The organism is Litoribaculum gwangyangense (assembly GCF_039543505.1).
GTDB lineage: Bacteria > Bacteroidota > Bacteroidia > Flavobacteriales > Flavobacteriaceae > Litoribaculum > Litoribaculum gwangyangense.
On record NZ_BAABJW010000003.1, the window covers coordinates 360920 to 386383 of the forward strand.

The 25464-nt window shown below is 35.1% G+C and carries 12 protein-coding genes; 2 read left to right on the forward strand and 10 right to left on the reverse strand.

The features are described from left to right. Positions 1-2 precede the first annotated feature (2 nt). Together ABD963_RS11100 and ABD963_RS11105 are read right to left on the reverse strand one after the other, a co-directional pair. Complete coding sequence (locus ABD963_RS11100; protein ID WP_345277036.1) at positions 3-2684, reverse strand: LamG-like jellyroll fold domain-containing protein; 2682 nt, start codon at positions 2682-2684, stop codon at positions 3-5. A 16-nt stretch (positions 2685-2700) separates the two neighbouring features. Then, a complete protein-coding gene (locus ABD963_RS11105; RefSeq protein ID WP_345277037.1) occupies positions 2701-3996 on the reverse strand; it encodes a T9SS type A sorting domain-containing protein in 1296 nt (431 codons plus the stop codon). Positions 3997-4245: 249 nt separating this feature from the next. Between ABD963_RS11105 and ABD963_RS11110 the strand changes: the two genes are divergently transcribed. Beyond that, a complete protein-coding gene (locus ABD963_RS11110; RefSeq protein WP_345277038.1) occupies positions 4246-5799 on the forward strand; it encodes a sulfatase family protein in 1554 nt (517 codons plus the stop codon). Between the two features lie 148 nt (positions 5800-5947). Then, positions 5948-9916 (forward strand): hybrid sensor histidine kinase/response regulator transcription factor, encoded by a 3969-nt coding sequence (locus tag ABD963_RS11115; protein ID WP_345277039.1) that lies wholly within the window; start codon positions 5948-5950, stop codon positions 9914-9916. A 21-nt stretch (positions 9917-9937) separates the two neighbouring features. On the opposite strand, the gene ABD963_RS11120 is transcribed toward ABD963_RS11115, so the two are convergent. From ABD963_RS11120 to ABD963_RS11155, 8 genes are all read right to left on the reverse strand, one after another. Next, positions 9938-11743: an alpha-1,3-galactosidase-related protein gene (locus ABD963_RS11120; protein ID WP_345277040.1), complete on the reverse strand. Its 1806-nt coding sequence runs from the start codon at positions 11741-11743 to the stop codon at positions 9938-9940. A gap of 263 nt (positions 11744-12006) precedes the next feature. Beyond that, complete coding sequence (locus ABD963_RS11125) at positions 12007-13434, reverse strand: sialate O-acetylesterase (protein WP_345277041.1); 1428 nt, start codon at positions 13432-13434, stop codon at positions 12007-12009. A 75-nt stretch (positions 13435-13509) separates the two neighbouring features. Continuing rightward, on the reverse strand, positions 13510-14991 hold the full coding sequence (locus tag ABD963_RS11130; protein ID WP_345277042.1) for a sulfatase-like hydrolase/transferase: 1482 nt from the start codon (positions 14989-14991) through the stop codon (positions 13510-13512). Between the two features lie 66 nt (positions 14992-15057). Continuing rightward, positions 15058-17115, reverse strand: coding sequence for a hypothetical protein (locus ABD963_RS11135; protein ID WP_345277043.1), 2058 nt, complete (start codon positions 17113-17115; stop codon positions 15058-15060). A 37-nt stretch (positions 17116-17152) separates the two neighbouring features. Next, positions 17153-18487, reverse strand: a complete 1335-nt coding sequence (locus ABD963_RS11140; RefSeq protein ID WP_345277044.1) for a sulfatase — start codon at positions 18485-18487, stop codon at positions 17153-17155. An 89-nt stretch (positions 18488-18576) separates the two neighbouring features. Continuing rightward, positions 18577-20214, reverse strand: coding sequence for a RagB/SusD family nutrient uptake outer membrane protein (locus ABD963_RS11145; protein WP_345277045.1), 1638 nt, complete (start codon positions 20212-20214; stop codon positions 18577-18579). 11 nt (positions 20215-20225) lie between these two features. Beyond that, positions 20226-23342 carry a SusC/RagA family TonB-linked outer membrane protein gene (locus ABD963_RS11150; protein ID WP_345277046.1) on the reverse strand — a complete coding sequence of 1039 codons (3117 nt, stop codon included), beginning with the start codon at positions 23340-23342 and terminating at the stop codon, positions 20226-20228. A 40-nt stretch (positions 23343-23382) separates the two neighbouring features. Beyond that, positions 23383-25266 carry a right-handed parallel beta-helix repeat-containing protein gene (locus ABD963_RS11155; RefSeq protein ID WP_345277047.1) on the reverse strand — a complete coding sequence of 628 codons (1884 nt, stop codon included), beginning with the start codon at positions 25264-25266 and terminating at the stop codon, positions 23383-23385. Positions 25267-25464: the final 198 nt, after the last annotated feature.

Genomic DNA, 25464 nt, shown 5'->3' on the forward strand with positions numbered 1-25464 from the left:
TATTAATTAGTTTTTATAAATTTAACTGTTTGGTTATTGTTTACTCTAATAAGGTATAAATCAGAAGGCAAACTAGCAACCTCAAGCTCATTCACCGGATTCATATCTTCTTTTGATATTAAAACCTTTCCTAAAAGATTAACCACTTTTATAGATGTAACAGGTTCACTAAAATAAAGAGTGTTAGATACGAACGTAGGATACACAACGACTTCAGTATTTTTTCTATCTAAAACATGCGTTGATAGTGTTACTTGTCTATCAAAAAAAACGCTTTCTACTTCGCTCCCACACAATTGATAATCAAAATATCTAATGTCGCTAACCGTACCATTAAATCTTGGGAACAAATCAACAGTGTTACTAGCCGTGTTAATTAAATTATCATTTCCACTATGGGTTTCTGATGAAGCAACACCATTCTTATACAGCTGAACACTAAAAATACTGTTGTTCTCAGGAACGGTAATGGCTACATGATTCCAATCGCCAATATTTAAAGGCATATCTTCCATTCTTACAATATTTTGGTTATTATCTGTAACCCTTACAACACCATTAGACTGCATTTGGACTGAAAACACTTCTCCTTGAGCAGGCCCACCACTATAAAGTAAAGTTTGAAAGATGGATTGTTCTGGTTTAACCCAAAAACTATAAGTTCTGGCTTGACCCGAAATTGGACCAGAAAAAGGTGAGCTATCGCTTGAGTTTATAAATCGTAATTGGCCATCACCGTCCGTATTTATTCGAAAAGCATACCCCACTTTAGTATCGAAAAATCCTTGAGTAATTTGACCCCCATTATTAATAGTTTCAATACCTACTCCCGTGTTTGTTCCTGAATTTTCAATATTTGTAGCACTTGCTTCTTCATTAAGTAGAAATTGGATATTAGGTTGCGGCAACGTGGCATTAAAATCTACAACATTAATATTACTAGAATTCAAAATGGTTTGCTGTATTGGTGTTTCACTGCCTGTTAATGTAATATCCTCATCTCTGTGGCATATAAAATTATCGGTAAAGCTTACTCCATTAATATTTTTTAGGTAAACGCCTCTTTTATTATATAAAATGGTATTATCAATAATTCTAATATTACTATGTGCTTGCCATGAAGTACTTGTAGTACCACACCATGTTGTACTTAAATTACATGTCGTTCCTAGTTTGGCAAAATCCACTGAAATAGAAGCCGAATTGCTGCTATTAATATAATCTGTATCGTACCCGCAATTTTCAAATCTATTGTTTCTAATTTCGATATTATCTGCTCTAAAGCCTTCACCCCAATCAACTCCATTTTCTATTCTAATTCCAGAACCACTTAAATTTTGAAACAGATTATTCTCTATTATGGCATATTTACTTTGAATTAAAATACCGTATCTTCTGGAGTTCCTAACAATATTATTTCGAAAAATAAAGGATTCGTTCGATTTGGTCTCGATATAAGCTTTATCCGTCAACTGATGGTCTGTAGCATCAACATTCGTTATATTAATTGGAGAAGACAAAGTAATTTTGAATAAATTGCCTCCTAAATTTTGCACATTAGTCACCGTTGCACTACCTAAAAAAACACCATCTCTAGGATTATAAAACTCTAGATTATCGTTTACTTCCGTTAGAAATTGAACGGTAATTTGGGTAGGTGAATGCACTTCTTTAATTTGTCTTTTAGTATATTTTAGGTTCATACAATCATCTGCAAACCCTTCAAAAAGGCTGTTTTCAACCCAAGGACCAATTTTTCCACCACTTACATGTATGGCATCCGCATTGCTGGAATTTAACCTGCCTTCTTTAAGCTTAATACTACAATTTATTATATTCCACTCTTGACTGTTTCTTGCATTAAAACTCCCTGCCGGACTTGCATAACCAGTAACATTTACATAAGAAAGATTTTTACCTCCATCATTTAGTATAATGGTTGAACCATTATACCTAGCAATGTGTACGAAATAATCCCCTACTTCAACTTTGCTTAAATCATTGCTATTTTGATTCCCATACTTGTAGGTTCTGGTGCCAACCAATTCAAAAAATCTGTTATGCGGGATTAAATTCCGTGTACCTTCTTTAATACCTCCTTTAGTATTTTTAATCATACCCCATCTTTGTGGAGCATTTGTAAAATGACTTTCTACAGGCAAAGGAAAATTATCATCAACGACAAATTCAAAAAATCCATTTGCAGCATCTACATTGGTGATTTTTCCCTGAGTAAAAGGAAGCGTTGAATAATCTACAGATAAATCTTTTATGATTGTGTTGGTGCAACGTAGTAGCCTTAGGAAGCCTACTATTGGATTGTGTATTAAAAATTCGGCACCTTGTCCATCCCATAAAACACCTGTTGCATCCGTCATGTTTAAAGAATGACTACCACTTGAAGGCATAAGGTCGTAAATCCCATCGTCAAATAATAATCGAACTGGATTGGCCGTGGTACCGATATTTACGGCAGCATTAATAGCTGCCGTAATACCTGCTATATCATCATTACCATCATTTACAACCGCACCATAATCTGAAACCAAAATAGTTTGGGTAGTATTCAACTCAACTAATGGTGTTGCCCTAGGCGTCCTAAAAAAAGAAGGCGCAGGTTGAAACTGAGAATATACATTAAAACAGAGAACAAATAGGAAAAGAAAAGGGAAATTCTTTTTCATAGCTTAAATCTTTTGTTTACTGTTTAATGAATTTTTCGATTTTCTGGTTATCAAAGACAACAAGATATAAGCCTTGTCTTAAGGAATTTAAGGCCAACTCTGTCTGATTTTTAGAATTATTTTGAAGGATGATCTTTCCAGTAAGATCAAAAACCTTGACGTTTTCTTGAGGTTTATTGAAAATAAGCTTTTCGGTAACTACTGTGGGATAAGAAATTCTTTTTTGAGCCTCTAATTCAAAATCGCTAGCTGATAAAGAACTTTGAAGAACTAAGTACCCATTAGCATCCAAAGCCACGGGGTCACTCCCTCCGTTAACATTAATTTGTGCCAATTGGCCTGATGTCAGTCCAGCATTGTCAGTTCCAAAACGAATAACACCTTCTGTAAAATTGGAAATATTAACTGTTGCTGTACCCCAGGTCTCCGCAGAACTATCAGCAAAACTCAATTCCGTAACACTATTATCAACTTCTATATTCAAGGTTCCGTCAGCTGGAAATGAAATAAATCCCATACTTGCTTGATTTTTGTTGACATCAAAAGTAAGTATATTGGACCCCCCAACAACAAAATTTCCTTGAATAACATTAGCACCATTTACCTGAACAGAGACATTGTTTTGATTGACCTGAAACTTATGTCCACTTGGTAAAAACGTTGTGTTATCAGCTGTATTTACAACAATTGCTCCATTTGCACCAACAAAAACAAAATCTCCATCAAATCCAGAATTATTTGAAGTACTGCCGAAATCACAAGTGGTACTTGCTCCAACACGGAAAGCAGCAGTACCGGCAAGGGAACCATTAAAATTAAAAATGTCTCCTCCTGAACCAATTCTGGTTTCTAGATTGGTCAATAATGTTAAAACCGATCCATTTGCAAATTCAATATTATTTTGATCATTTGTATTACCATTTTCATTTCTCATCAAAACTTGGCCACCTACAGAATTGTTTATAGTAACATTTCCAGCAAATGTTAGAGTGACATCAGAATCTGAAACATTTTTGATAGCAAACGCATTATTAACCCCTGGATTAATAGTTAAAACACCTGTGCCTCCAATAGAAACATTGTTTGTTGTTCCAAAAAAGTTTTGGACACCCGTAATGGTGAAGTCTTGATCTACTAAAGACCCATCAACACTAGTCCCCACACTATTAATAGCCGTGGGAATAGAACCCCCTACCCAATTTGAAGCATTAGACCAAAGAAAGTCCCCGCCATTATTGTTAAAAGTTATTTGTGCAAAAGCAGTAACCGCACAAAATACAGTAAGTAAAAAAGTTAAGTAATTTTTTTTCATCTTATTTAAATTTTAGTTAATAAAAATTTTGAAATTGAAATAAAGTTATTTCGGTTAAATAACACTCTATTATTTCACACTCAAATTTACAGTTCATTTAAAACTTAGCAGTAATGTTTTGTAACAAGATGATAACGCTACGTAACATTTATAAGGTTTTACCGCAATAACATGTTTTCTATCTTATTAAATTTAATAGTTTTGTTTACCATATTTAAGTTGAAAAGCTTGTAATTAAACTAAACTAAAATGAGAAAAAGCATAGTAATTTTCGTTTCTTTAATCTTACTCTCTTGTAATTCTTCAGACAAAAAAGTTGGTAAAGAATCCCCGGCAAATTCGATAAAACCAAACATTGTAGTCATATATCTTGATGATCTTGGCTATGGTGACCTTAGTGCATATGGAGCGACAGAACTTCAAACTCCAAATATTGATAATCTTGCCAATGGTGGAATTAAATTTACAAATGGTTATGCATCTTCAGCTACATGTACGCCAAGTAGATATGCTTTGCTTACTGGAGTATACCCATGGCGCAATAAAAAGGCGAAAATTTTACCAGGAACAGCTCCTTTATTAATAAGTACTGAACAACAAACATTACCTAAATTTTTAAAAAATCATGGCTATAAAACGGGAATTGTAGGTAAATGGCATTTAGGCTTAGGAACGGGAATTGTTAATTGGAATGAGAGGGTTTCTCCAGGACCGAATGAAGTAGGTTTTGAAGAGTCTTATATTCTAGCCGCCACTCAAGATAGAGTGCCCACGGTTTATATAGAAAACGGGTATGTGGTTGGTTTAGATAAAAATGACCCCATACAAGTTAATTATAAAGAAAATTTTGAAGGTGAACCCACAGCTATAACCCATCCGGAAATGCTAACTATGAAATGGCATCATGGTCACAATAACAGTATTGTTAATGGTATACCTAGAATAGGTTATATGAAAGGAGGTGCGTCGGCAAAATGGAGCGATGAAGATATGGCAGATCATTTTTTAGAAAAAGCACAGCACTATGTAAAATCTCATAAAGAAAAAGCATTCTTTTTATATTATGCTATGCAACAACCGCATGTTCCTAGAACACCACATCCTAGATTTTTAGGTAAATCTGGCATGGGACCAAGAGGTGATGTGATTTTGGAAGCAGACTGGTGTATTGGTGAATTTATGAAAACTCTGGAAGAGGAAGGTGTTTTGGAAAATACATTAATTATTTTTTCAAGTGATAATGGTCCTGTTTTAAATGATGGTTATTACGATGATGCTGTTGAAAAATTAGGTAATCACGATCCAAAAGGAGGGCTAAGAGGAGGTAAATATAGCATTTTTGAAGCTGGAACTAGAGTACCTTTTATTACTTATTGGAAGGGGCAAATAAAACCCCAAGTTTCTGATGCCATTGTGTGTCAAATGGACTTGCTAGCTTCATTATCATCATTGATAGGTTCTGAAGACACTACAACTGATAGTAAAAATATCCTCAATACCTTGATTGGAAAATCACAAAAAGGTAGAGACCATTTAATTATTGAAGCTACAGGAAAAACTGCTTTGAGAAGTGGAGATTGGTTATATATTCCTGCATATGACGGAAAAAATTTTAGAGAAGAAGTTGGAATTGAAGTTGGAAACTTTCCTTTTGAACAACTATACAATTTAAAGGAAGATAAAGGACAGACAAATAATTTGGCAAATTCTAATTTAGAAAAGTTAGCTAAAATGAAAGCCCTTTTTTTAGATTTAAGAGGTGAAGATTACAATAATGGAGTAAAGGAAGTAATATTTCAATGAGTTGATTATAATAGGAAAAATGATTTATTCGTATTTGAGCCACTTTAAGTTATTTCATAAAATATGAAGATTAGACTTTCGTAAAAATTACAATTCGTATTCAAAGAAAAACAACTATCTTTTTGAGTGAAAATTTAAAATCAACATTATGATGGGTTTTGCCAAACCAGAAAAACTATTCATATTTCTAAATATTTTACTTATTAGCATCCTAATGTTAGACCCATTATTTGCTCAGGAACTGTATTTTAAAAATTTAACGGTTGAGGATGGTTTATCACAAGATGATGTAAACTCTATTGTGCAGGATAGTTATGGTTTTATTTGGATTGGCACTTACGATGGTCTTAATCGCTTGGATGGAAGAAATTTGGAAACCTTTCGCAGGGAAACGGGCAACCCTGCAAGTCTTCCAGACAATCGTATCAGTGCACTTATCGAAGATCAAAATAAAAGATTGTGGATTGGAACCGAAGCTGGACTTTTATCTTATTATTCCCTTTTAAGAGAACAATTCATTCGGGTGAAATCCCCAGAAAATGTTGGCATCATATTTAATTTTCTTCATACAAAGGATCATACACTTTATGCTTTAACCTCAACAGGAGCACTTAAATTGAATGAAGGTCCTGAGCCTTGGTTTGACTATGTTACCAATTTGAGCAATATACACATTAGAGATGGCATTCAATTACCTACAGGCGACATCTTTTTTGCGGGAAATAGTGGAATTTTTTATATCAATGATGACAATCTGGTAAAACTGCCAAATCCTGAAAAACTCACTTTTACAAGTTTAATATATACAAATAAATCAATCCTTGCGGGAGGAATCTTTGGGCTTTTTACCATAGATACCATTGAGGGAATTAAAAAACTGCAGAATTCCCAAATGCCTGAGGCATCCATAATGTCTATGACTAAAGATCAATCGGGAAATATCTGGATAGGAACACAAAACAATGGACTCCTACAATTGGATAGCTCTTTTAAATATATCAATCAAATTACTAGTTCTAGAACCAACCCCAGGGGTTTACTAAGCAACACGGTGCTGAAATTATATCATGACAGATTTAATAATCTTTGGGTAGGAAACAGACACGGGCTTTGCTATACAAACCTTCACAATCCTGGATTTAATTCCATTGATTTACAAAGTCTCAATCGACCTAATGTTAGGTCCATGCTAGTAAATGGTTCAAATCTTATTCTTGGGATTAATAATGAAGGACTCTTCAACTTCGACCTAAAAAACAATCTTCTTGAGAAAATAAAGGGACTAAATATCGATTACGTTAATCAAATTACAAACATAGATAAAACTATATTCGTATGTTCCAACATAGGTCTTCAGATACTCAAAGAGGATAATACACTAATACAAGTTCTTAATAACCCTAATCATCCAAGGAATATCAAGTGTATTGAGAAGGATAGTTATGGTCGTCTTTTTATAGGTACTCCTGAAGGTCTACTCATAAGGGAAAATAATGTAGTAAAGTGGCTTTGGGAAGATTTTCCTTCACTTCAAGATTTCAGTCAATACCACATATTTAGGATGATGTTTGATACTAATTCTAATCAGTTACTAATTGGCACCATTTCCAAAGGGTTAAAAGTACTAAAAATAGGGGATAATGGGCATCTAACGCGACTTGACAAAGAGGTTCTAATAGGAGTAAAAGGGAAGGCCATAAATAACACCTCTGTGTGGTGTTTCCAACAGGGAAAAGACAATACCACATGGATTGGTTCTGACGTAGGCCTTTTTAAAAGAACAGGGAACTCAGATTTTTTTAAACAAGTTGAGATAGAAGGCATCATCGATAAAAAAATTATGAGTATTGCCGAAGATTTGAATAACAATCTATGGCTTTCCAATACACATGGCCTGATTCACTATAATCCAAATACAAAAAAAGTTAAAACCTTTAAATATGATGATGGCTTGCTATCCAGCAGCATGACTGAGGCCTTTGGATATTATGGAAAGCAACTATTCTTTGGTACAACCAATGGTGTAAATTATGTTAATCCAATTGAAATTTCTCCAAATCCCTACAACCCGCAATTATTATTATCAAACCTCAAGATAAACAATGAAATAGTAAAGCCTGGAATCAAATTATTTGGATCGGTTATTTTAAACAAAAATATCAATTCAACAGAACGGTTATCATTAAACCATTTACAGAATAATCTGTCTTTGGAATTCAGTGGGACGAATTATGTAAATAATTCGAGAAATAATTTCAGATATAGGCTTGAGGACTATGATGATGAATGGGTTTACCCTTCCTCCAATCGCTTTATATCTTATTCAAAACTTGATCCTGGAAATTATACTTTAAAAGTGCAAGTAGAAGATAATGATGGTAATTGGTCAAAAAATAATATAACACTCCCAATATCTATCATTCCTTCTCCCTGGAAAACCAAATTTGCCTATTTAATTTATGCCATCATTATTAGCTTAATTATTTTAGGGTTCATTTATTTCTGGTTCAATAAACAAAGACTTGACCATCAGATTGAACTGGATCAAATAAAGATTAACCAGGATAAAGAGCTTAGAGAAAAACAATTGAGGTTTTTGGTTGATGTAGGTCATGAATTCAAAACACCACTTTCATTAATACTTGCGCCATTTAATGATTTGATGAATCGTACCTTAAGTAAGGAACAAAAAAATATGTGCATGGAAATAGTCTCACGAAATATCCATCGGATGAATTTTTTGGTGAATCAGTTATTAGACTTTGGTAAAATATCCGAAGGAGAAAACCTGGTTCGAGTAACAAAAAAAGACTTACGTCAGGCTATAATTGAATATACCAAAGCATTTCAATGGCAGGTAGAACATGAAGAAATAGATCTAAGGCTAAATCTTGATAAGTGTGAAGGATATTTTGACCGTAATGTATTAGAAAAAGGATTTTATAATATATTGTCCAACGCCTTTAAATATACTCCTTCAGGAGGTGTTATTGACATCTCTCTAAAGGTTGAAAATTTAAAAGATTTTGAGTACGCAATCATAACCGTGAGCGACAGTGGACCAGGCGTTCCTGACCATAAAAAAGAACTTATCTTTGAACGTTTTTATCACGGAAAAGACAGAGCGTCATCAGGGATAGGATTACATCTTGCAAAAAGCCTTATCCAAGCTCATGGTGGAAGTATAAATGTTGAAGATAGTGAGTTGGGAGGCACAAAATTTAAAATTAGGTTACCTATATCAAGTAATTTTTATGATAAAGTGATAGTTAAAAACGTCGAAGAAGTTGTTGATACGGTAAATTATGAAGAGAGTGTGTTTGATGATGAAGCTATTGAAAAAGGCGAAACCATACTCATCGTAGAAGATGATCATGATCTCAGAAATTACCTAAAGATTAGTCTTCAAAATGATTATTCTATTTTAGAAGCAAGTAACGGCGAACAAGGCTTATTCCTGGCTGAGGAAAATCTTCCAGACATGGTCATTAGCGATATTATGATGCCATTAATGGATGGTATTGAAATGTGTCAAAAACTAAAATCAAATAAAGACACATCGCATATACCAGTAATTTTTCTGACCGCAAAAACCGATGTTGAATATCAGAAAAAAGGTCTTGAGGCTGGGGCGTGGGATTTTATAAATAAACCATTTGACTCCGAAGTTTTGCATAGAAAAGTAGATAATATCCTAGAGACCAGAAATAAATTCAAAACCTATTTAATGGAGCAAAATATTAATTTGGACATTAAATCACATTACACATCCTATGACCAAAAACTAATCAAAAACATAAATCAAATCATTGAGAGTAATTTTAATAATCCTAATTTTACAGTAAATGATCTTGCCTCAAAAGTTGGCCTTAGTAGGATGCATTTACACCGTAAACTAAAAACACTGGTTGGTGAAACTGGAAGTAGTATTATTATTAGTGTAAAAATAAAATATGCTGTTGACATGTTTGATAATGGATGTGACCGTGTTCAAGAAGCTATGGACGCAGTAGGAATTTCAAACTACGGTAAATTTAATAACAACTTCAAGAAGATTATGAATATCACCGCTACAGAATATATATCTAATTTAAAAAATAAAAATAATACTATTTAGAAGGTTCTCATCCCCTAATCTTTAATTAAAATCTTTGTTGCGTCTAACGGATAAAGTTAATTTGCTTTGTTCATCGGCTTTGATAGCTTTTTCACAATCACCCACATAACTATTACCCTGAATCAAAGTGTTTTTACAATTAGTCAATTCAACAAGAGGTGAATTGGGATAAAGCTCTGGCATACTGTAGGTTTTAATAATCTTATTATCTTTTATTAATAAGCCATCTACTCTGTCTGCATTCACTATCCTATTATCAAATGTGCGGATGGTATTGTTTAAGAAACTTATATTACGGTCGTAAATGATCGATTTATCAAACGTTTTGCCTAACCGAGGTGTGATATTGAGAACTGAATGCTCTGACCCACTATATGCACAGTATTCGAAGGTATTGTTTTGAATCAAGACATCATTTACTGCGCCCGACTCAAACCAGAAGAAAGTCTCTCCTCTAAAAAAAATTGATGACATCATGGACGAAAAGTAATTATTTTCAATTACCGTTTTCAAAGGTGTTTTAAGCACCACATTTCTAGCCCGATGATTCCTGATGGTGCAACCTCGCATAGTAAATTCAGGATTCCATGTCTTGTTTTCTAAAATATCACCAGACTTTAGCCCTGCTGGGAGTTGAGAATCAAAACTAATATCAATAACCTCATCGTTAATGAATTTTATTTTACTGATAACAGCTATTTCATTTCGCTGTGGAGATGGTTGTCGGATAAACCATACCTCATCACCTGGAGCTGCAAATTCAAATCCACGCTGTTCAAAATGCTTTAACTTCGTTCGTAGAGTATTATTATCTATTACCTCATCCACTTCTACATAGGTCCCATGAACATTAGTTCCATCGTCCAGCATGTTCTCAAACCTACAGTTTTCAATTAGGATAGATCCTTTACAATTACAAAAATGGGTAGCGTCCGCAGTGGTCGATATAACTCGGTTTGAGCCTTCGCGAAGATAAATACCAGAATTTATCAATTTAATATCTTGTGAGCGCTCAAAAAGAAAACCCATACCTAAGGCATGATGAACAACAATTCCATCAAGAATTATGTTTGAAGATGTTTTAAAATCAAATGCAGGAGCATAACGGTCATGCTCTCGATCCCCTTTTGAGCTGAGTAAAGAACCAATTGGAGGATAATGTTTAAGTGGTTCATGAAATCTTAAATTGCCATTCGGTAATTTTTCCACCCAACGCGGTTTGCTGTCTATATCCCAAGCCCCATGAACGGGTCTCTTTTCTGTAGCATCAAATGCCAATGTACTTCCCGGATAGCTATAACTAAAACCGTCAATATTTGGAAATTCTAGTTGACCATGCCTAATCTCCCAAGAAAATCCATCTTTTAAAGGTTTGATATCCCGCCACCCCTCTTCTTGGTTAACTGCAACAACTTCACCAAGAAAAGTAAAGGGAATATCCCAATCAATCAAAAGATTACTTATTTTAACACTTTCACAATTTTCGAAAAGGAAAGGCATTGCTTGACCATGAAAAATAAATTCCGCACCATTTCCGGCTATAGTTACTGATCGATATTTATTGAAGTTAAAAATAATTCGTTTATACCCATTTCCATGATTTGTAATTTCCAGGAATTTTCCAAGCGCATAATCAGGCATGAATCTGTAAATTCCTTTCTCGAATACCAGGTGAATATCCTTTGTATCAGCTTCTTCAAGTATTTTATTTACTATAGGCGTCATATCTCCATCAACTGGTTTTATAACTATTGGATCAGACGTTTGAGCCATACAAAAGGTTGTCACCACCATTATTATAGCCAAAATCATTGTTGTCTTTTTCATCTTAATCTGATTATTTTTTTTAATTAAAACATTATTTAATTGTCAATTTTTTTCTTAATAATTACGGTATTATCTTAATAATTTTATCAAGAAGGTATTTACCCATTAGTAAATTTACGAGTTTAGTACTTCACTTGAATAGGACTTATGTATCCATTCCTGCCGATTTTGTAACATCAACGATTTTTTATCATCCATAAATCTTGCAAACAATAGGCCTTAACTTTTTTTAATGCTTTCTTTATAGACTTGAAAAAAGTTTATCACTCCCAGTTGTCTGTTCTGAACGGAGAAGCGGGAAGTCCTTGAGAGTTAAATAACGTTCCGGTAGGGCAATTTTTAAATCCATAGCGAACGGCTTCTGGTTGCTTAACGAGCTCTGAGAAAACAGTCACAGTATTATCTTCATTTATTTCAGCAATTGCCGGATAAAAAACCCTATCCCTTCCCGCTACTTCAAAACCAGTTAAAGGATGACCAAAATTAGATAAGCCATCGTCAACATAATCGAAATAAAGTACGATTTTACCATTTTCAGTTTTAATCATTTTTTTATACAATGGTCCTGAAAAAATAATATCTTTCATATCATAGGTTTTGGAGAGTGCCCAATATGCGAGGCGTTCTCCTACCTGCCGTTTGTTTGGAGGATGAATAAATTCGCAGTCGCCAATATCCATAGTAACTGCCATTCCAGTGTTTCTGACATTTTGCAAGGTTTTTAACTGTGATTCTCTTACTAATGCTCCGACAGGTATTCTCGATTCTTTTCCAAATGGTGCTATCTGCACAAAGTAAAAAGGTAAATCGCCATGTCCCCATTGGTTTCGCCATTGCCTTATCATAGCGGGAAACAAATCGGCATATTCTTTTGCGTTTTCCCTGTTTCCTTCACCCTGATACCAAATAAACCCTTTGATTGTGAATCCCTTGAGTGGATGTATCATTCCATTGTATACAAAAACTGGTGCTCGTTGGGGTTTTTCTTTTGGAATTTCTTTCTCAATTTCAATATTCTTAAATTTTGTTATCGTTTTCTCATCCATCCATGCTTCAACTTTGGATGCCCCCCATGCTACACTAATCAATCCAATAGGTACATTATTCAATGAATCATGGAGTGTTTTTCCGAAAAAATGAGCCACTGCACTAAAATCTTTTGCTGTTTGTGGTTGTGCAACAGTCCATTTACCAGACACATCATTCAAAGGAACAAGACTTGCCTTTCTATCCACATTAAATAACCTTATCTTATTCTTACTAGCATTTGCGATTACTTCTTCACTTCCATGAACTGGTTGGTTTTTAAATCCTTTTAATGGCATCTCCATATTTGATTGTCCAGAACAAATCCAAACTTCACCAATTAATACATTTTTTAAAACGATTTTTTCACTTCCTTCTATAGTGAGTGTATATGGCCCACCTGCTTCAGGTGTTGCTAATTTTACATGCCATTTACCTTCTCGATCTGTATTGGTTACTACACTTTTGTTCCAACTACCTGAAATAATAACCTTATTATTGGGCGCATCCTTCCCCCAAACTGAAGTCATTGACTTTTGTTGCAATACCATGTTGTCCCCAAAAAAAGATGGAAGTTGTAATTGTGAAAATGATACCGTTGTGCACAGTATAAAAAGGATTGTATAGAATGTTCTTTTGCTTTCAATTGAAATAATTCTTTTCATTTTATAATATTAATATCTGTTTATATGAATGGGTTTATATCAGGTTTTTCCTTAAAGAATAATTCTTGGTGGCAATCAATCTTCACCATCTTTAGCCTCATATTTAGGTAAAGGACTGGGTAAATTTTTGGTTAATTCTCTGTAGAGTTTTGATAGTTCATCTTTCTTCGAACTCAACTCCTTAGATAAATCGACAGACTCGCTTATGTCATTTTGAATATCATAAAGTCCCCCGCCTTCTGGCTCTTTGTTAACTAATTTAATATTCCTACCTGCATAATAAACCCATTTGTAATCTCCCTGTCTAATCGACCAGAAATTCCTTTCGGCTCTTCTGAAAAAAAGGGTTGGATGGGGTTGTCCTTTCTTTTTGCCAGTTAGATAAGGCATCAGATTAATGCCATCTATAACCCTATCACTTGGAATTTTACCACCTGCCAATTCTACGGTTGTGCTGAAAATATCCATAGAGGATACAATCATATCATTGTTAGTACCAGATTTAATCTTACCAGGCCAACTCATTACAAATGGCACACGCACACCACCATCATAAACACTTCCTTTTCCATCTCGCAAAGGAAGATTGACCCCTCCCAAATCTTTGGGTCGAGCAAGTGCTGCACCATTATCACTCAAATAAAAAATTAATGTGTTTTCTCTTAAATCATTCTTCTCAAGTGTTTCTACAATTTTTCCTATACCATCATCTGCAGCTAGCAACATGGAAATATAACAAAGCCTTAAAATTTCTTCATCAAGATCTTCAATCAAAAATTTACCAAAATAATATTGATCACCTTTCCATTTTTTAGTCTCTTTTTTCATTCTTTCATATACTGTCATCCATTCAGGTCGAGCTTCAACAACTCTTTCAACCAATTGACGAGTTGTTAAAAAAGGTGAGTGGGGTGCATTATAAGCGATATAAGCAAAAAAAGGTCTGTCCTTATTTTTTTCAATAAAAGTTATGGCTTCATCAGTATATGCATCTGTTATATACCTCCCATTTTCCCCCGGAGATTTAGTTCCATTAACCCAGCAAGGTGGATCAGGTACCACTTTCATAAAATAATCTTTATTTTTTAATATATCTCCATAATAATAATCAAACCCTCTACTTAAAGGTTTAGTACTAGATTCCCTCCCAATATGCCACTTACCAAAAGCTCCCGAAATATAGCCTTGTGATGATATAGCCCTTGGAATAATGATTTCTGTGGAATCAATGTATCTGTCGTTTTCTTCTACTCCAAATCTACTGGAACTTCTTCCAGTAAGGAGTGAAGCTCGTGATGGACTGCAGGTTGAGATGGCTACATACCCATTTTTAAAAACCATACCAGACCTAGCCAGTTTGTCAAGATTAGGTGTTAAAACTTGTGAAGAAGCAGGTAAGTTTTGAAATCCCACATCTGCATAGCCCTGATCATCTGTGATAATGACTATCACATTGGGTTTTTCTTTCCAAGTTTGGGCCACTAATTTTTTAGATATCCCTGTTTGGAGGCACATCATAACAGTTATTATGTACAAATTGGCAAGGTACTTTTTCATGCAGGTTGATATTTTACATTCAAAAATTATATTTTTAATTAGAATTCGCTAAACGATTCCATATATTTAGTCTTTCAATAGAAACAATGCATCTAAAGCGGGTACGTTAACTGAATTATTGTCGATAATTTTTAGGTTTAACCTATTATTTACTGGAGTATCAAGTCTTTGGTATTTCATCTTCTTAAAAATGACTTGATTTAGATTAAAATTAATCGATTCTAATGAAGGATTCACAATCACCAACCCTTTTTCAAACTCTCTTGAAATAAGGCAGGGTGAATTAAATGCCTGCAAATTTTTGATAGCAAATGCTCCCTGCTCCTCTACCTCGAAAATTATTTGAAGATTGTCTACACCAACATTTCTGAAATAAAACATCAGTGGTGTGTATCCATTTTTTCCCATAAATCCCGCCAAATCATTGTATAAAAGATGACCTCTCATTGGTTCTTCTGGATACTCAGGAAGCCCCTTAAGCTTTACGTTGATCTTTCTTGGTATCTTATTATCATTCTTCAGATCCACAAAACCATCAATATCTTTAACCTCAAAAAAAATAAGTAAATCACCAGACTCCACCTTCAACTCTGGGCCTTGGACGAACATGTTTTCACGCGGGTTCGTTCCAGACCCTTTAATGGTCAACTGCCCATTCTCAAGGTTGTGTGATTGATGGCTTATACCTAACTGTTGGATCCTGTTGGCAGTCATCCTTAATCCTTTGCCCATAAGCAAATCTTCCTGATCACCCAATACATATTGCATAGGCCCAAGAGGTTGTCCCAACCAATTTGGTTGGTTTAGTCTTCCCCCAAACATTTCAGGTATATCCAAGTCTGGAGAGGGAGCATAGGCCACTCCAAGGCAACATGACAAACCTAATCCCATTCTCCTCAATTGGTTGCCGATCATTTCATCCGCTGGATTTCTGAGCTTTGAGGTAATATAGCCAAATTTATATTTGACCGTATTATGCAGATTCCAGTATGTGTGCTGATTGATAGTTCTAGATATTTGCCTGAAACCATCATTCCATCTACAAAGGCCTTCAGTTTCCATACCATTTAAAATACCTACAGCTCTTTGCATATCATCTTTCCATCCATCAGCAGTAATGATAAATTCTGAACCAAAAGTTTCGCGTATTTTTTGTAAAAAGTTAATATCGCCTTCTCTCCAGATATTCTTGCCTTCTACAAATCCATTATCAATTTGCCCATCGTTATTACAATCCCATGTTGTATGCTTTACTTCAAAATAATTGACATCAAATCCAATGCCATCCAAGTTTTCGAGTATACCCGCTTTTCCAAACCAGTCTTTCATTTCACCAACAAATACATCTGCAGCAGACTGACCATTTTGATCTAAAGGACAGGCAGAAGATAAATTATAGTAATACATCAAATTTCCACCCCAAATATCACCCGCTATTGGAGCGACATAAGTATCATACTGACGAAAATCTAGAGGTTTACTTCCGTATTGTCCTCTTTTAATTTCAATTTCATTTGTTTCGTAGTCAATATTTATTATGGTGGCAAATTCAGATTGATTCCAGATGCGATTACCATTTTCATCTATTTTAACTAATAAGATATCATGAGGTTTAAAAGCAACCCCTATATCCTTACCATGCACGGTATAGGCCTTAAGAGAAAAAGGGGAAACATCTTCCAAAATAATTTTACTCTGGTTTTTACTGATGTCATGAACTGGAAAACTACCTTTCTCATACACCCAATGGCCAGGGAAATACAATTTGAAAGTTGCCTCATCATTAACTGATCTGCCTTCACCGTTCAAGTGGACAAGCGACAACTTTTCAGGATTTTTTTTTACAAAGGTATTGGCCCATTGAGCAGCAAGTAAAGGCATGTTTACTTCCTCATTTAGATACTTTTTTGTGACTCCATCATAATGGATATGTCTTTTTTCCCAATTATCATAGGTTGAATTTAAAAGCCATCTATCACTACGAAACGAAAGGATTTTGGGATAACTACCTTCGAAAACTTGTTTTCCAATAAGCGATTCTTTTACGTTGGATTCTTGCCCAGAGGCAGTTTCGAAATACAACAAAGTGGAAACTAAAGTATAGAAAACAATAAAACCTTTCATTTTTAATTTTTAGAATTTTACAGATTAGAACCTCTTATCATTCATAAACCGGAACCGCTCGCTTTTCCCATTTTTTAATCTTTCTTTTTAATTTTTTTTCAATGGAAAGATCTTTACCCGTTAGATTATTCTTTTCAGATACATCTTGAACAACATTGAATAATTCATATTTACCACTTCTATATTTAATAAGCTTCCATTCACCAGAAATTATTGCTGCATACTGATCCTCATAACTTCTATAGAAAAATAAGTTTCTTGGTTTTAGCTTTGTTCCTTTTAATTCGGGGAGCAAACTTACCCCTTGAATCTCTTTGGATTTAAATGCTTTATTGGAGGCTATTTCGGCAAGTGTAGGAAAAACATCTATTGTTTGAATGGGAGTACTGGACACAGAACCCGCTCTTGTTACTCCTGGGTAGTAAACTAAAAATGGGACTCTGGAACCGCCTTCGCCCAGTGTATTTCCGCCAATTTTACCTCCCGACAAGGGTGCATTGCTAAAGAAGCCTCCCTGATCAGAGATAAGCAATACGATGGTATTATCATTTATTCCTTTATCCTTTAATGCCGCTCTTACCCTTCCAACAGATTCATCCATGCTGGTTACCATCGCAGCATAAATCGCTTCCTTTTTATCGTAGCCTTTTTCAAGGTACTTCTCAACCAAATCTTTTCTACCTACATGCGGTGAATGCACATTATAGTACCATAGCGACATCATAAAAGGACCCTCTCTATTGTAATCAGAGATAAAATTAACAGCTTTGTCTGTCAATATATCGGTCAAATATTTCTCGGAATAATCTTCCAATAAATTGTCTTTAAAAAAGTCTGGATAGTAACTTTTTGGATGCCCCCAATTACCTGTCCCAAACATTTCATCAAATCCTTGATGTATTGGGTAATAGGGTTCATGTCCCAAATGCCATTTTCCAATAAACATATTGAAGTACCCCTGCTTTTTCAATACCTCAGCATAGGTCACTTCTTCAAGAGGAAGCCAATTTATAGAAGGCATGTTAGCCGGATCATTTTTCCAGTAACCGTACTTTTCATCATTACTTCCGTCTGGGTTTACCTGTTCAATATGACGTGGCATTTCTAAACGAATGGCTTCTTTACCTGTTAGTAAACTAGCTCTGCTTGGACTACAAGTAGGTGTTGGAATATAAGCCCTGGTAAACTCCATTCCGTCTTTCTTTAGTTGGTTAATGTTAGGTGTAAAAAATTTATCATTTCTGAAACCGATATCTGACCAGCCCCAATCATCTACAAAGAGTAATACAATATTGGGTTTTGACTGTCCCATAAGATTGGGAACAAAAACAATATAAAAAAATACGATAAGGACTACTTTATTATTTTTCATCTCGATTTCTTAAAATTACTAAAAAGCTATGCCAAGTTAAAAAACCTATGCATAGCTTTTATTGCTACTAACTCAATACTACCTTATTATTATGGATTGGGGCTAAGATTGGGGTTCAAATCTATTTGCTGCAATGGTATTGGAAACCAAACCTTCTCTGGTTTCCAGTTTTGTTGCAACAAAGTAACACCTTCATTCCAAGCTCCATTGTTTGGATTTAGAGAATTTATCGTTTCATCAAATATATTGAATCGTGCCAGGTCTATCCTTCGCCAGATCTCAAAACAAAGCTCTCTAGAACGTTCTTCTTGCAATTCTTTAACAAAATCTGAATTAAAATAAGCAGTGTTAAGATCATTAACTTGCGCCGGGGCCATTACGGCTCGTTCACGAAGTTCAGTTAAAATGGCTCTAGCCCCTGGCTCATCTCCGGTAAAGTAAAGTGCCTCAGCACGCAATAGGAGAATATCTCCATACCTTAATAACGGAAACGAAATCCCTGATGCCCATGGTGCATATGATTTCTGCGAAGGATCTTTTACACGATACTTACCTACACTCATAAAACCAGAATTTTTTCCAGGAAGAGGTCTAGGCTGGTAATACCTTACCCCGTCAATTTCCAGTACATCAAGTATATTTGCATTCCCTCCTATATTTCCGGAAACATTATGACTGAAGCGAAAATCATCTACATTATAAAGATCATAGAGTTCTCCTGTCGGGCGAGTCCAACCAGAGCCACCACCTAGTCTAGGTGAATTACCTTGTGGAATAAAGTTATTTACTACGATAGTTATCACATTTTGTGTTGCATCCGATGATCCTTCTGCAGACATCATTACCTCCTCGGCTTGTGCAGCTTTAGTTGATTCCCTGAAAAGACGATCGTAATTAGCTGTCAGGGTATACCCGCTGCTTGATACAATATCTGTAGATATGGTAACTGCTTTTGTATAGCTAGCAGTAGCATCAACCCAAGCAAAGCTATTGGGCGTATAACCAAAATCACTTAGTCCATTGGTTTTCATACTAGCCAGATAGGTATGAACCTTTACCAAAAGTCCAGCTGCAGTCCATTTATTAACACTAGCTGCCAAAGGTCCTCTGTTCCGAAGATTTTGATATGCGAATTCATAATCTGCGATAATCTGATTATAAACCTCTTGTACAGGTTTTCTTTCCATAAGAGGGTTATCATCCGTTCTCGTGTATACTGGTATAGCGCCATGCATCATTGTGAGCATCATATGGTAGAAACCTCTTAAAAGTTTAGCTTCAGCCTCAATTTCTACTTTTCGAGTACCCGAAAAATCTCTATCGGGTATATTTGGTAAGTTTTCAAGAAGGCTGTTGGCTCGGCCAACACCAGCGTAAAGAAAAAACCAAGCATTATTAATCTCAGGATCCTGACTCGTGAAAGCAGCTGTTCCAAAGTTTGCCGCTCTTCTGTTGGCAAAATTTGATGGCACTACGCCTTCACCGGTTCCACCAACCAACATCTCAAAAAGGTCTCTTCTAAATGAGGATGCATTACCTGCTCCTTGAATCGAGCCTGCAGTAAGAGTATTATAAACACCCACCAAGGCTATCTCTGCATCTTGTGCAGATTTATAGAAATTCTCAGGGGCTGTAAAAGAGTATGGCGTTGGCTCTAATGTATCTTCACACGAGGTGTTGACTAGAAACAATCCAAAAATCGTTAGAATTTTAATGTAATTTTTCATAGTGTTTATTATTAAAATGTTGCTTTAAGACTAAAAGTAAAATTTCTGGCTCTGGGATAGGCTATTCGATCAAACCCTGAAAGCAATGGGTTATTGAAATTAACTTCAGGATCCCATCCGGTATATTTGGTCCATGTGGCCAAATTATTTCCAATAAGATTAAACTGTAGGGAATTTATACCCATTTTATCAGTAATATTTTTTGGAAGTTTATAACCTAAAGAAACAGTCTTTAGTCTAAGATAAGACCCATCTTCAACGTAATAGGAAGAAGCAATTTGCTGATCAAGTGCACCGTAAGCAGGATTTTCATTATTGGGATTCTCCGATGTCCAATGATTCTCAAAATAATCCTGAGAAATGTTCATCCATTCGGCAACTCCATTAAGTCTAACTTTGGAGGCATTATAAAGATCATTACCGTAAGACCATTGGAAAAATACTGATAAATCCCAATTTTTGTAGGTGAAGGTATTGTTTATTCCACCGAAATGTTTTGGGTTGCTATCACCAATAACTTGCCTATCATCATCATTAATAAACCCGTCACCATTAGTGTCTTCATATTTCATTCTACCAGGAAGTGCGGTTCCAGAATAAACAGGGAGTTCATCCTTTATTACATAACTTCTATCTACATGTGGAATAGTTGGATCGCTATTATTCTGCCAAGTAAAATCTTCTATTTGATAGATACCATCAAACACATAGCCATACATGGTTCCTATGGGCTGCCCCACGATAACACGTCCTACATTGTCTTGCCAGCCACCTCCTGTTGAGACAGGTATAAATTCCGCTCCACCAAGATCTTTTACTTCATTTTTGTTGAAAGAGATATTAAAATCTGTTCTCCATGTGAAATCGTTTTTATTATAATTAAATGATGAAATTTGTAACTCTACCCCATTATTGTCAATTCTACCTATATTTTGCCATTGAGAGTTAAAACCACTTTGTGACGGAATTGGAGCATTTAACAACAAGTCAGTGGTTATTTTTTTATAAATATCTGCGCTAAAGGTTAAACTACCTCCAAAAAGCCCTAGGTCTATACCCGCATTAAACTGGTTTGTTACCTCCCACTTCAAGTCTGGGTTTGGAAGTGAAGACGGAGCAAGACCAAAAAGAATATTATCATTGCTGGCATAGAAAGTAGGATCCAACTGTGCCAGATAGGTATACGGAGGAATTCGCTCGTTACCAGTAGCACCGTAACTCAATCTTAGTTTTAAATTAGAAACAGATTCAAAATCTTGCATAAAGGCTTCATCAGACACTTTCCAACCTAAAGCCGCAGAGGGAAAATATCCCCATCTATTTCCCTTACCAAATTTGTCGGACCCATCAGCCCTAATACTTGCAGTTAAAAGGTATCTGTCAAAGAGCGTATAATTAACCCTTCCTAGATAAGATAGCCTGTTTGTACTCCATCTTTGTGTAGAATACAAGCTAACAGAGGTACCTACGGTTATATTATTTACACCCGTAGTTTGATTTTCGAAACCTGTAACTTCATTTTCGAAGTCTTCGAAATTATAATGATAGATTTCGAATGCACCCATAGCATCAATTTTGTGATTTGAGCCAAAAGACTTGTTGTAATGTAACTGAGAAGAGTGGTTGTACGAATAGGTATTAACTTCCTTCACTCTTGCTCGACCATTTTGAAGTCTACCCCATGAAGTTTCCGAGCTGTAAAACTCCTTTACTTTTGAATGGCTTATGTTACCTCCAGTGATGGCTGTGTACTTAAAATTTTCAGAAATCTTGTAGTCCAAATTCATGCTGGCTATCAATCTTAGTATACTAGTTGACTTATCAGCTTCTTGAATCAATGTCAATGGACTAATAAATGCATCATCTGTTAAATCGACATCGTCCGTCGTAATATCCCAAGGGTTAGCTATTAAAAGTGCCTGAGTAATACCGGTAAAACTGTTGGGACCACCGCTATTAGCTATACCATTTAGAACAGAATAGGAGCCATTTGAGTTAAAGCCAATAGTTAACCTTTCATTTAAATCACTGTTAATCCTCAATCTTAAATTATATTGGTCATAATCATTATTAACAATAAGTCCTTCTTGGTTAAGGTAACCTAGTCCTGCAGAATAATTCGTTGTTTTAGTGCCTCCTCTAATTGACAATTGATGTTGCTGTGTTATGGCCGTTCTTAAACCCTCTTCTTGCCAATCATACGATCTTAATTCATCAAAATTTCTGGGAGTATCAAATATCCCATCGTTATTTGTATCCTGATTCAAGAATTGATTATTCCCCCTCTCTCGCTGGTATATCAAATAGTCACTTGCTGATAATACTGGCATTTTCTTTATAGCATTAGAAACACCTAAATTATAAGTGTAATCTGCACTCATACGGCCATCTGATCCTGACTTTGTTGTTACAATAATAACACCGTTTGCTCCTCTAGATCCATAAATAGCCGTAGCCGAGGCATCTTTTAATACTTCAATAGACTCGATATCAGCTGGATTAATCCCTGACAAAGGATTGATTCTAGATTGCGACGAACCTGTAGTGGCCACCTCACTGTAATTCACATCAATTTGAACGCCATCTATCACAAAAAGTGGAGATGATGTTCCGTTTATAGAAGTCTGGCCTCTAACAACTAAATTGGTTCCTCCACCTGGTTCACCTGAATCTGACGAAATCTGAACACCAGCCATTCTGCCTTGCATAGCTGAAAACACATCGGTAGTCTGAGATTCCAAAAGAGTTTTTGATTTTACACCAACCAATGAACCGGTTAAGTCACTTCTCTTTTGTGTTCCATAACCAATTATTACAACTTCGTCCAACTTCGCGATATCCACTTGTAAATTGATCTGGAGGTTGGATCCCGCTTTAACTTCTAGGGCTCGATAACCAGTGTAAGAAATCAAAAGCATAACATTTTGGTTTTCAACAGATAGTTGAAAAAAGCCATCCATATCCGTAATAGTTCCATTACTGGTACCTTTAACGAGCACTGTTGCGCCTAGCAGTGGTTCACCTGTTTCGATATCCCTTACCACTCCGCTAACTTCAACCTGCGCCAAAACACTATGTGTTGCCGTCAGGGTAAAAAGTAAAAAAAATAATAATAGTTTAGTTCTCATAATTTCGGTTTAAATTAATTTAGTTGTTTAGTTATTTATGTCATTCTATATCTGTATTTAGCGAAAGATCCACATACGCACCAGTTAATAATTTATAGGTATTGTCCTTGATGGTTACGTTTTTACAATGGTTGATTGTGAGGTTTGGCTCATCTGGAAAGATGGGTTGATACGCATCCGTCTGTATAATTCTATTGGCCTGAAAGATTAATCCATCTACTGATTCAGCCCTTAACACAGGGGAATCGAAAGTATAAAATTCATTGTTTCTAATTATAATATCCTTATGATAACAAACCTCACCTTTATACCCACTTAATTCTTGTTCAGGATCTATCAGCAATATGGCTTGCTTATTTCCTCCATGTAAATTATTTACAAATTGGTTTTTTTCTATAATAAGGCTATCACATGGTCCAGATTCATTCCACAATTTGAGATCTCCCGACATCCGCATAGCGGCCATTTGGGAAGAAATGTAATTATTACGAACTTCAACTTTTCGTGAAGTTGATATAAGAAATCCTCTTGCCCTGTTATTTTTTACTGTATTGTTTTCAATTTTTGCGGAAGCATGCCAGGAAATGTTATCAATACCATCATACTCTTTGGCAATTCCTTTCACAGATTTATTAAAGCTCAGAATAGATACTTTTTCATTAACGCGTTTAACGTCTTCTATAATCAAAATATCGGATTTAGGAAGAATCGTATTCTGATCTACTATTCGAACACTATCTCCTTTTGAAGCAAAGAAATAATCTTTTTGATGGGGATGATATGTTTCATAAGCAATCTGATTATCAGATATGACTTTCTTTACTCTAGCGTATGTTCCATGCACATTGGTAGCATCGTCCAACATATTTTCGAAAGTGCAATTCTTAATTGTTATAAGGCCTTTACAGTTGCAAAAATGCGTTGCATCTGCATTTGTTGTTACCAAACGGTTACTGCCTTTTCTTAATACCACATTGAAACTATCAAGAGTAATATCAATTGACCTTTCTGCTATTAAGCCCATAGCCCCGGCATGATATACATTAATATTCTTAAATAGTAAGTCTTTTGATTTGAATACTCGAAACCCAGGATTTTCCCTGTTGTTAAGATACTCTCCTTTTGAAATAAAAACTGACCCTACAGGAGGCACCAACTTATATTTAGAACTTAGGCGTACTGTACTATCCTTTAATTTTTTTGCCTCAAAGAAAAAACTGTTATCAAATCCACTGTACAAACCATGTTTATAAATTGGAGCTTTTGTTGATCTATCCCAAATAATATTCTGACCAAGTCGTTGATGATACTTCTCCTGTTTTGCATACCTAAAGCCAAAATTTTGTTCATATGGTGAATCTTCTCTTTCTATGGTTAAATAAATACGATTATCATCAACTATATATGGTGTTTCCATACGAAGATCAAAAGTATTCGCATTGGAATCATTTCTAACCACTGTACCTTGAGCAAAAAATGGAACTTCCCAGTCGATACTTAAATCTGAAACCTTAATATTATTACTCTCCTCAATAATGAATGGCAACATTTTTCCATGAAATATAAAGTCAGAACCACCACCATCAATATGAAAATTATCAAAATTGAAAATTGGAAAAGGAGTTCTTTTCAAACCATTATCATTATTTGTTATGGCGGCGTAAAAGTCTGGAGCGTAGGTTGGATAAAAGTGATATGTTCCTTTTGGAAACCTAATACCGCTATAACCTTCTTTTTTACATTTTTCTAAAGCTTGAACAATTATGGGAGTTACATCTTTAGCATCAGTGATTCCAGAATTGCTAAGATCTAAGTACTTCGAGGACGTATTTTGTTTTTCTTTATTTGGTTTTGATATATTTCCCAAAAGAAAAATGCTAGCGATAGCAATAAATAATATGGTTACAAATAATGTCTTCTTCATATTTGAAATTTTACTGTAGAATTGAAGTGAAAGATTCAACCTCTGTAGTAAAGTTAAAATATTGTGAATACCGAATGTAAAACGATTGTAACATGATTCTTCCAATTTGTAACATTTTTTAAAATTCATGTTAAAATGTTACAAGGGTGTTATGAATTGTTACAAAAATTATTAGTTGTGCAGATTTAAATCATTTGA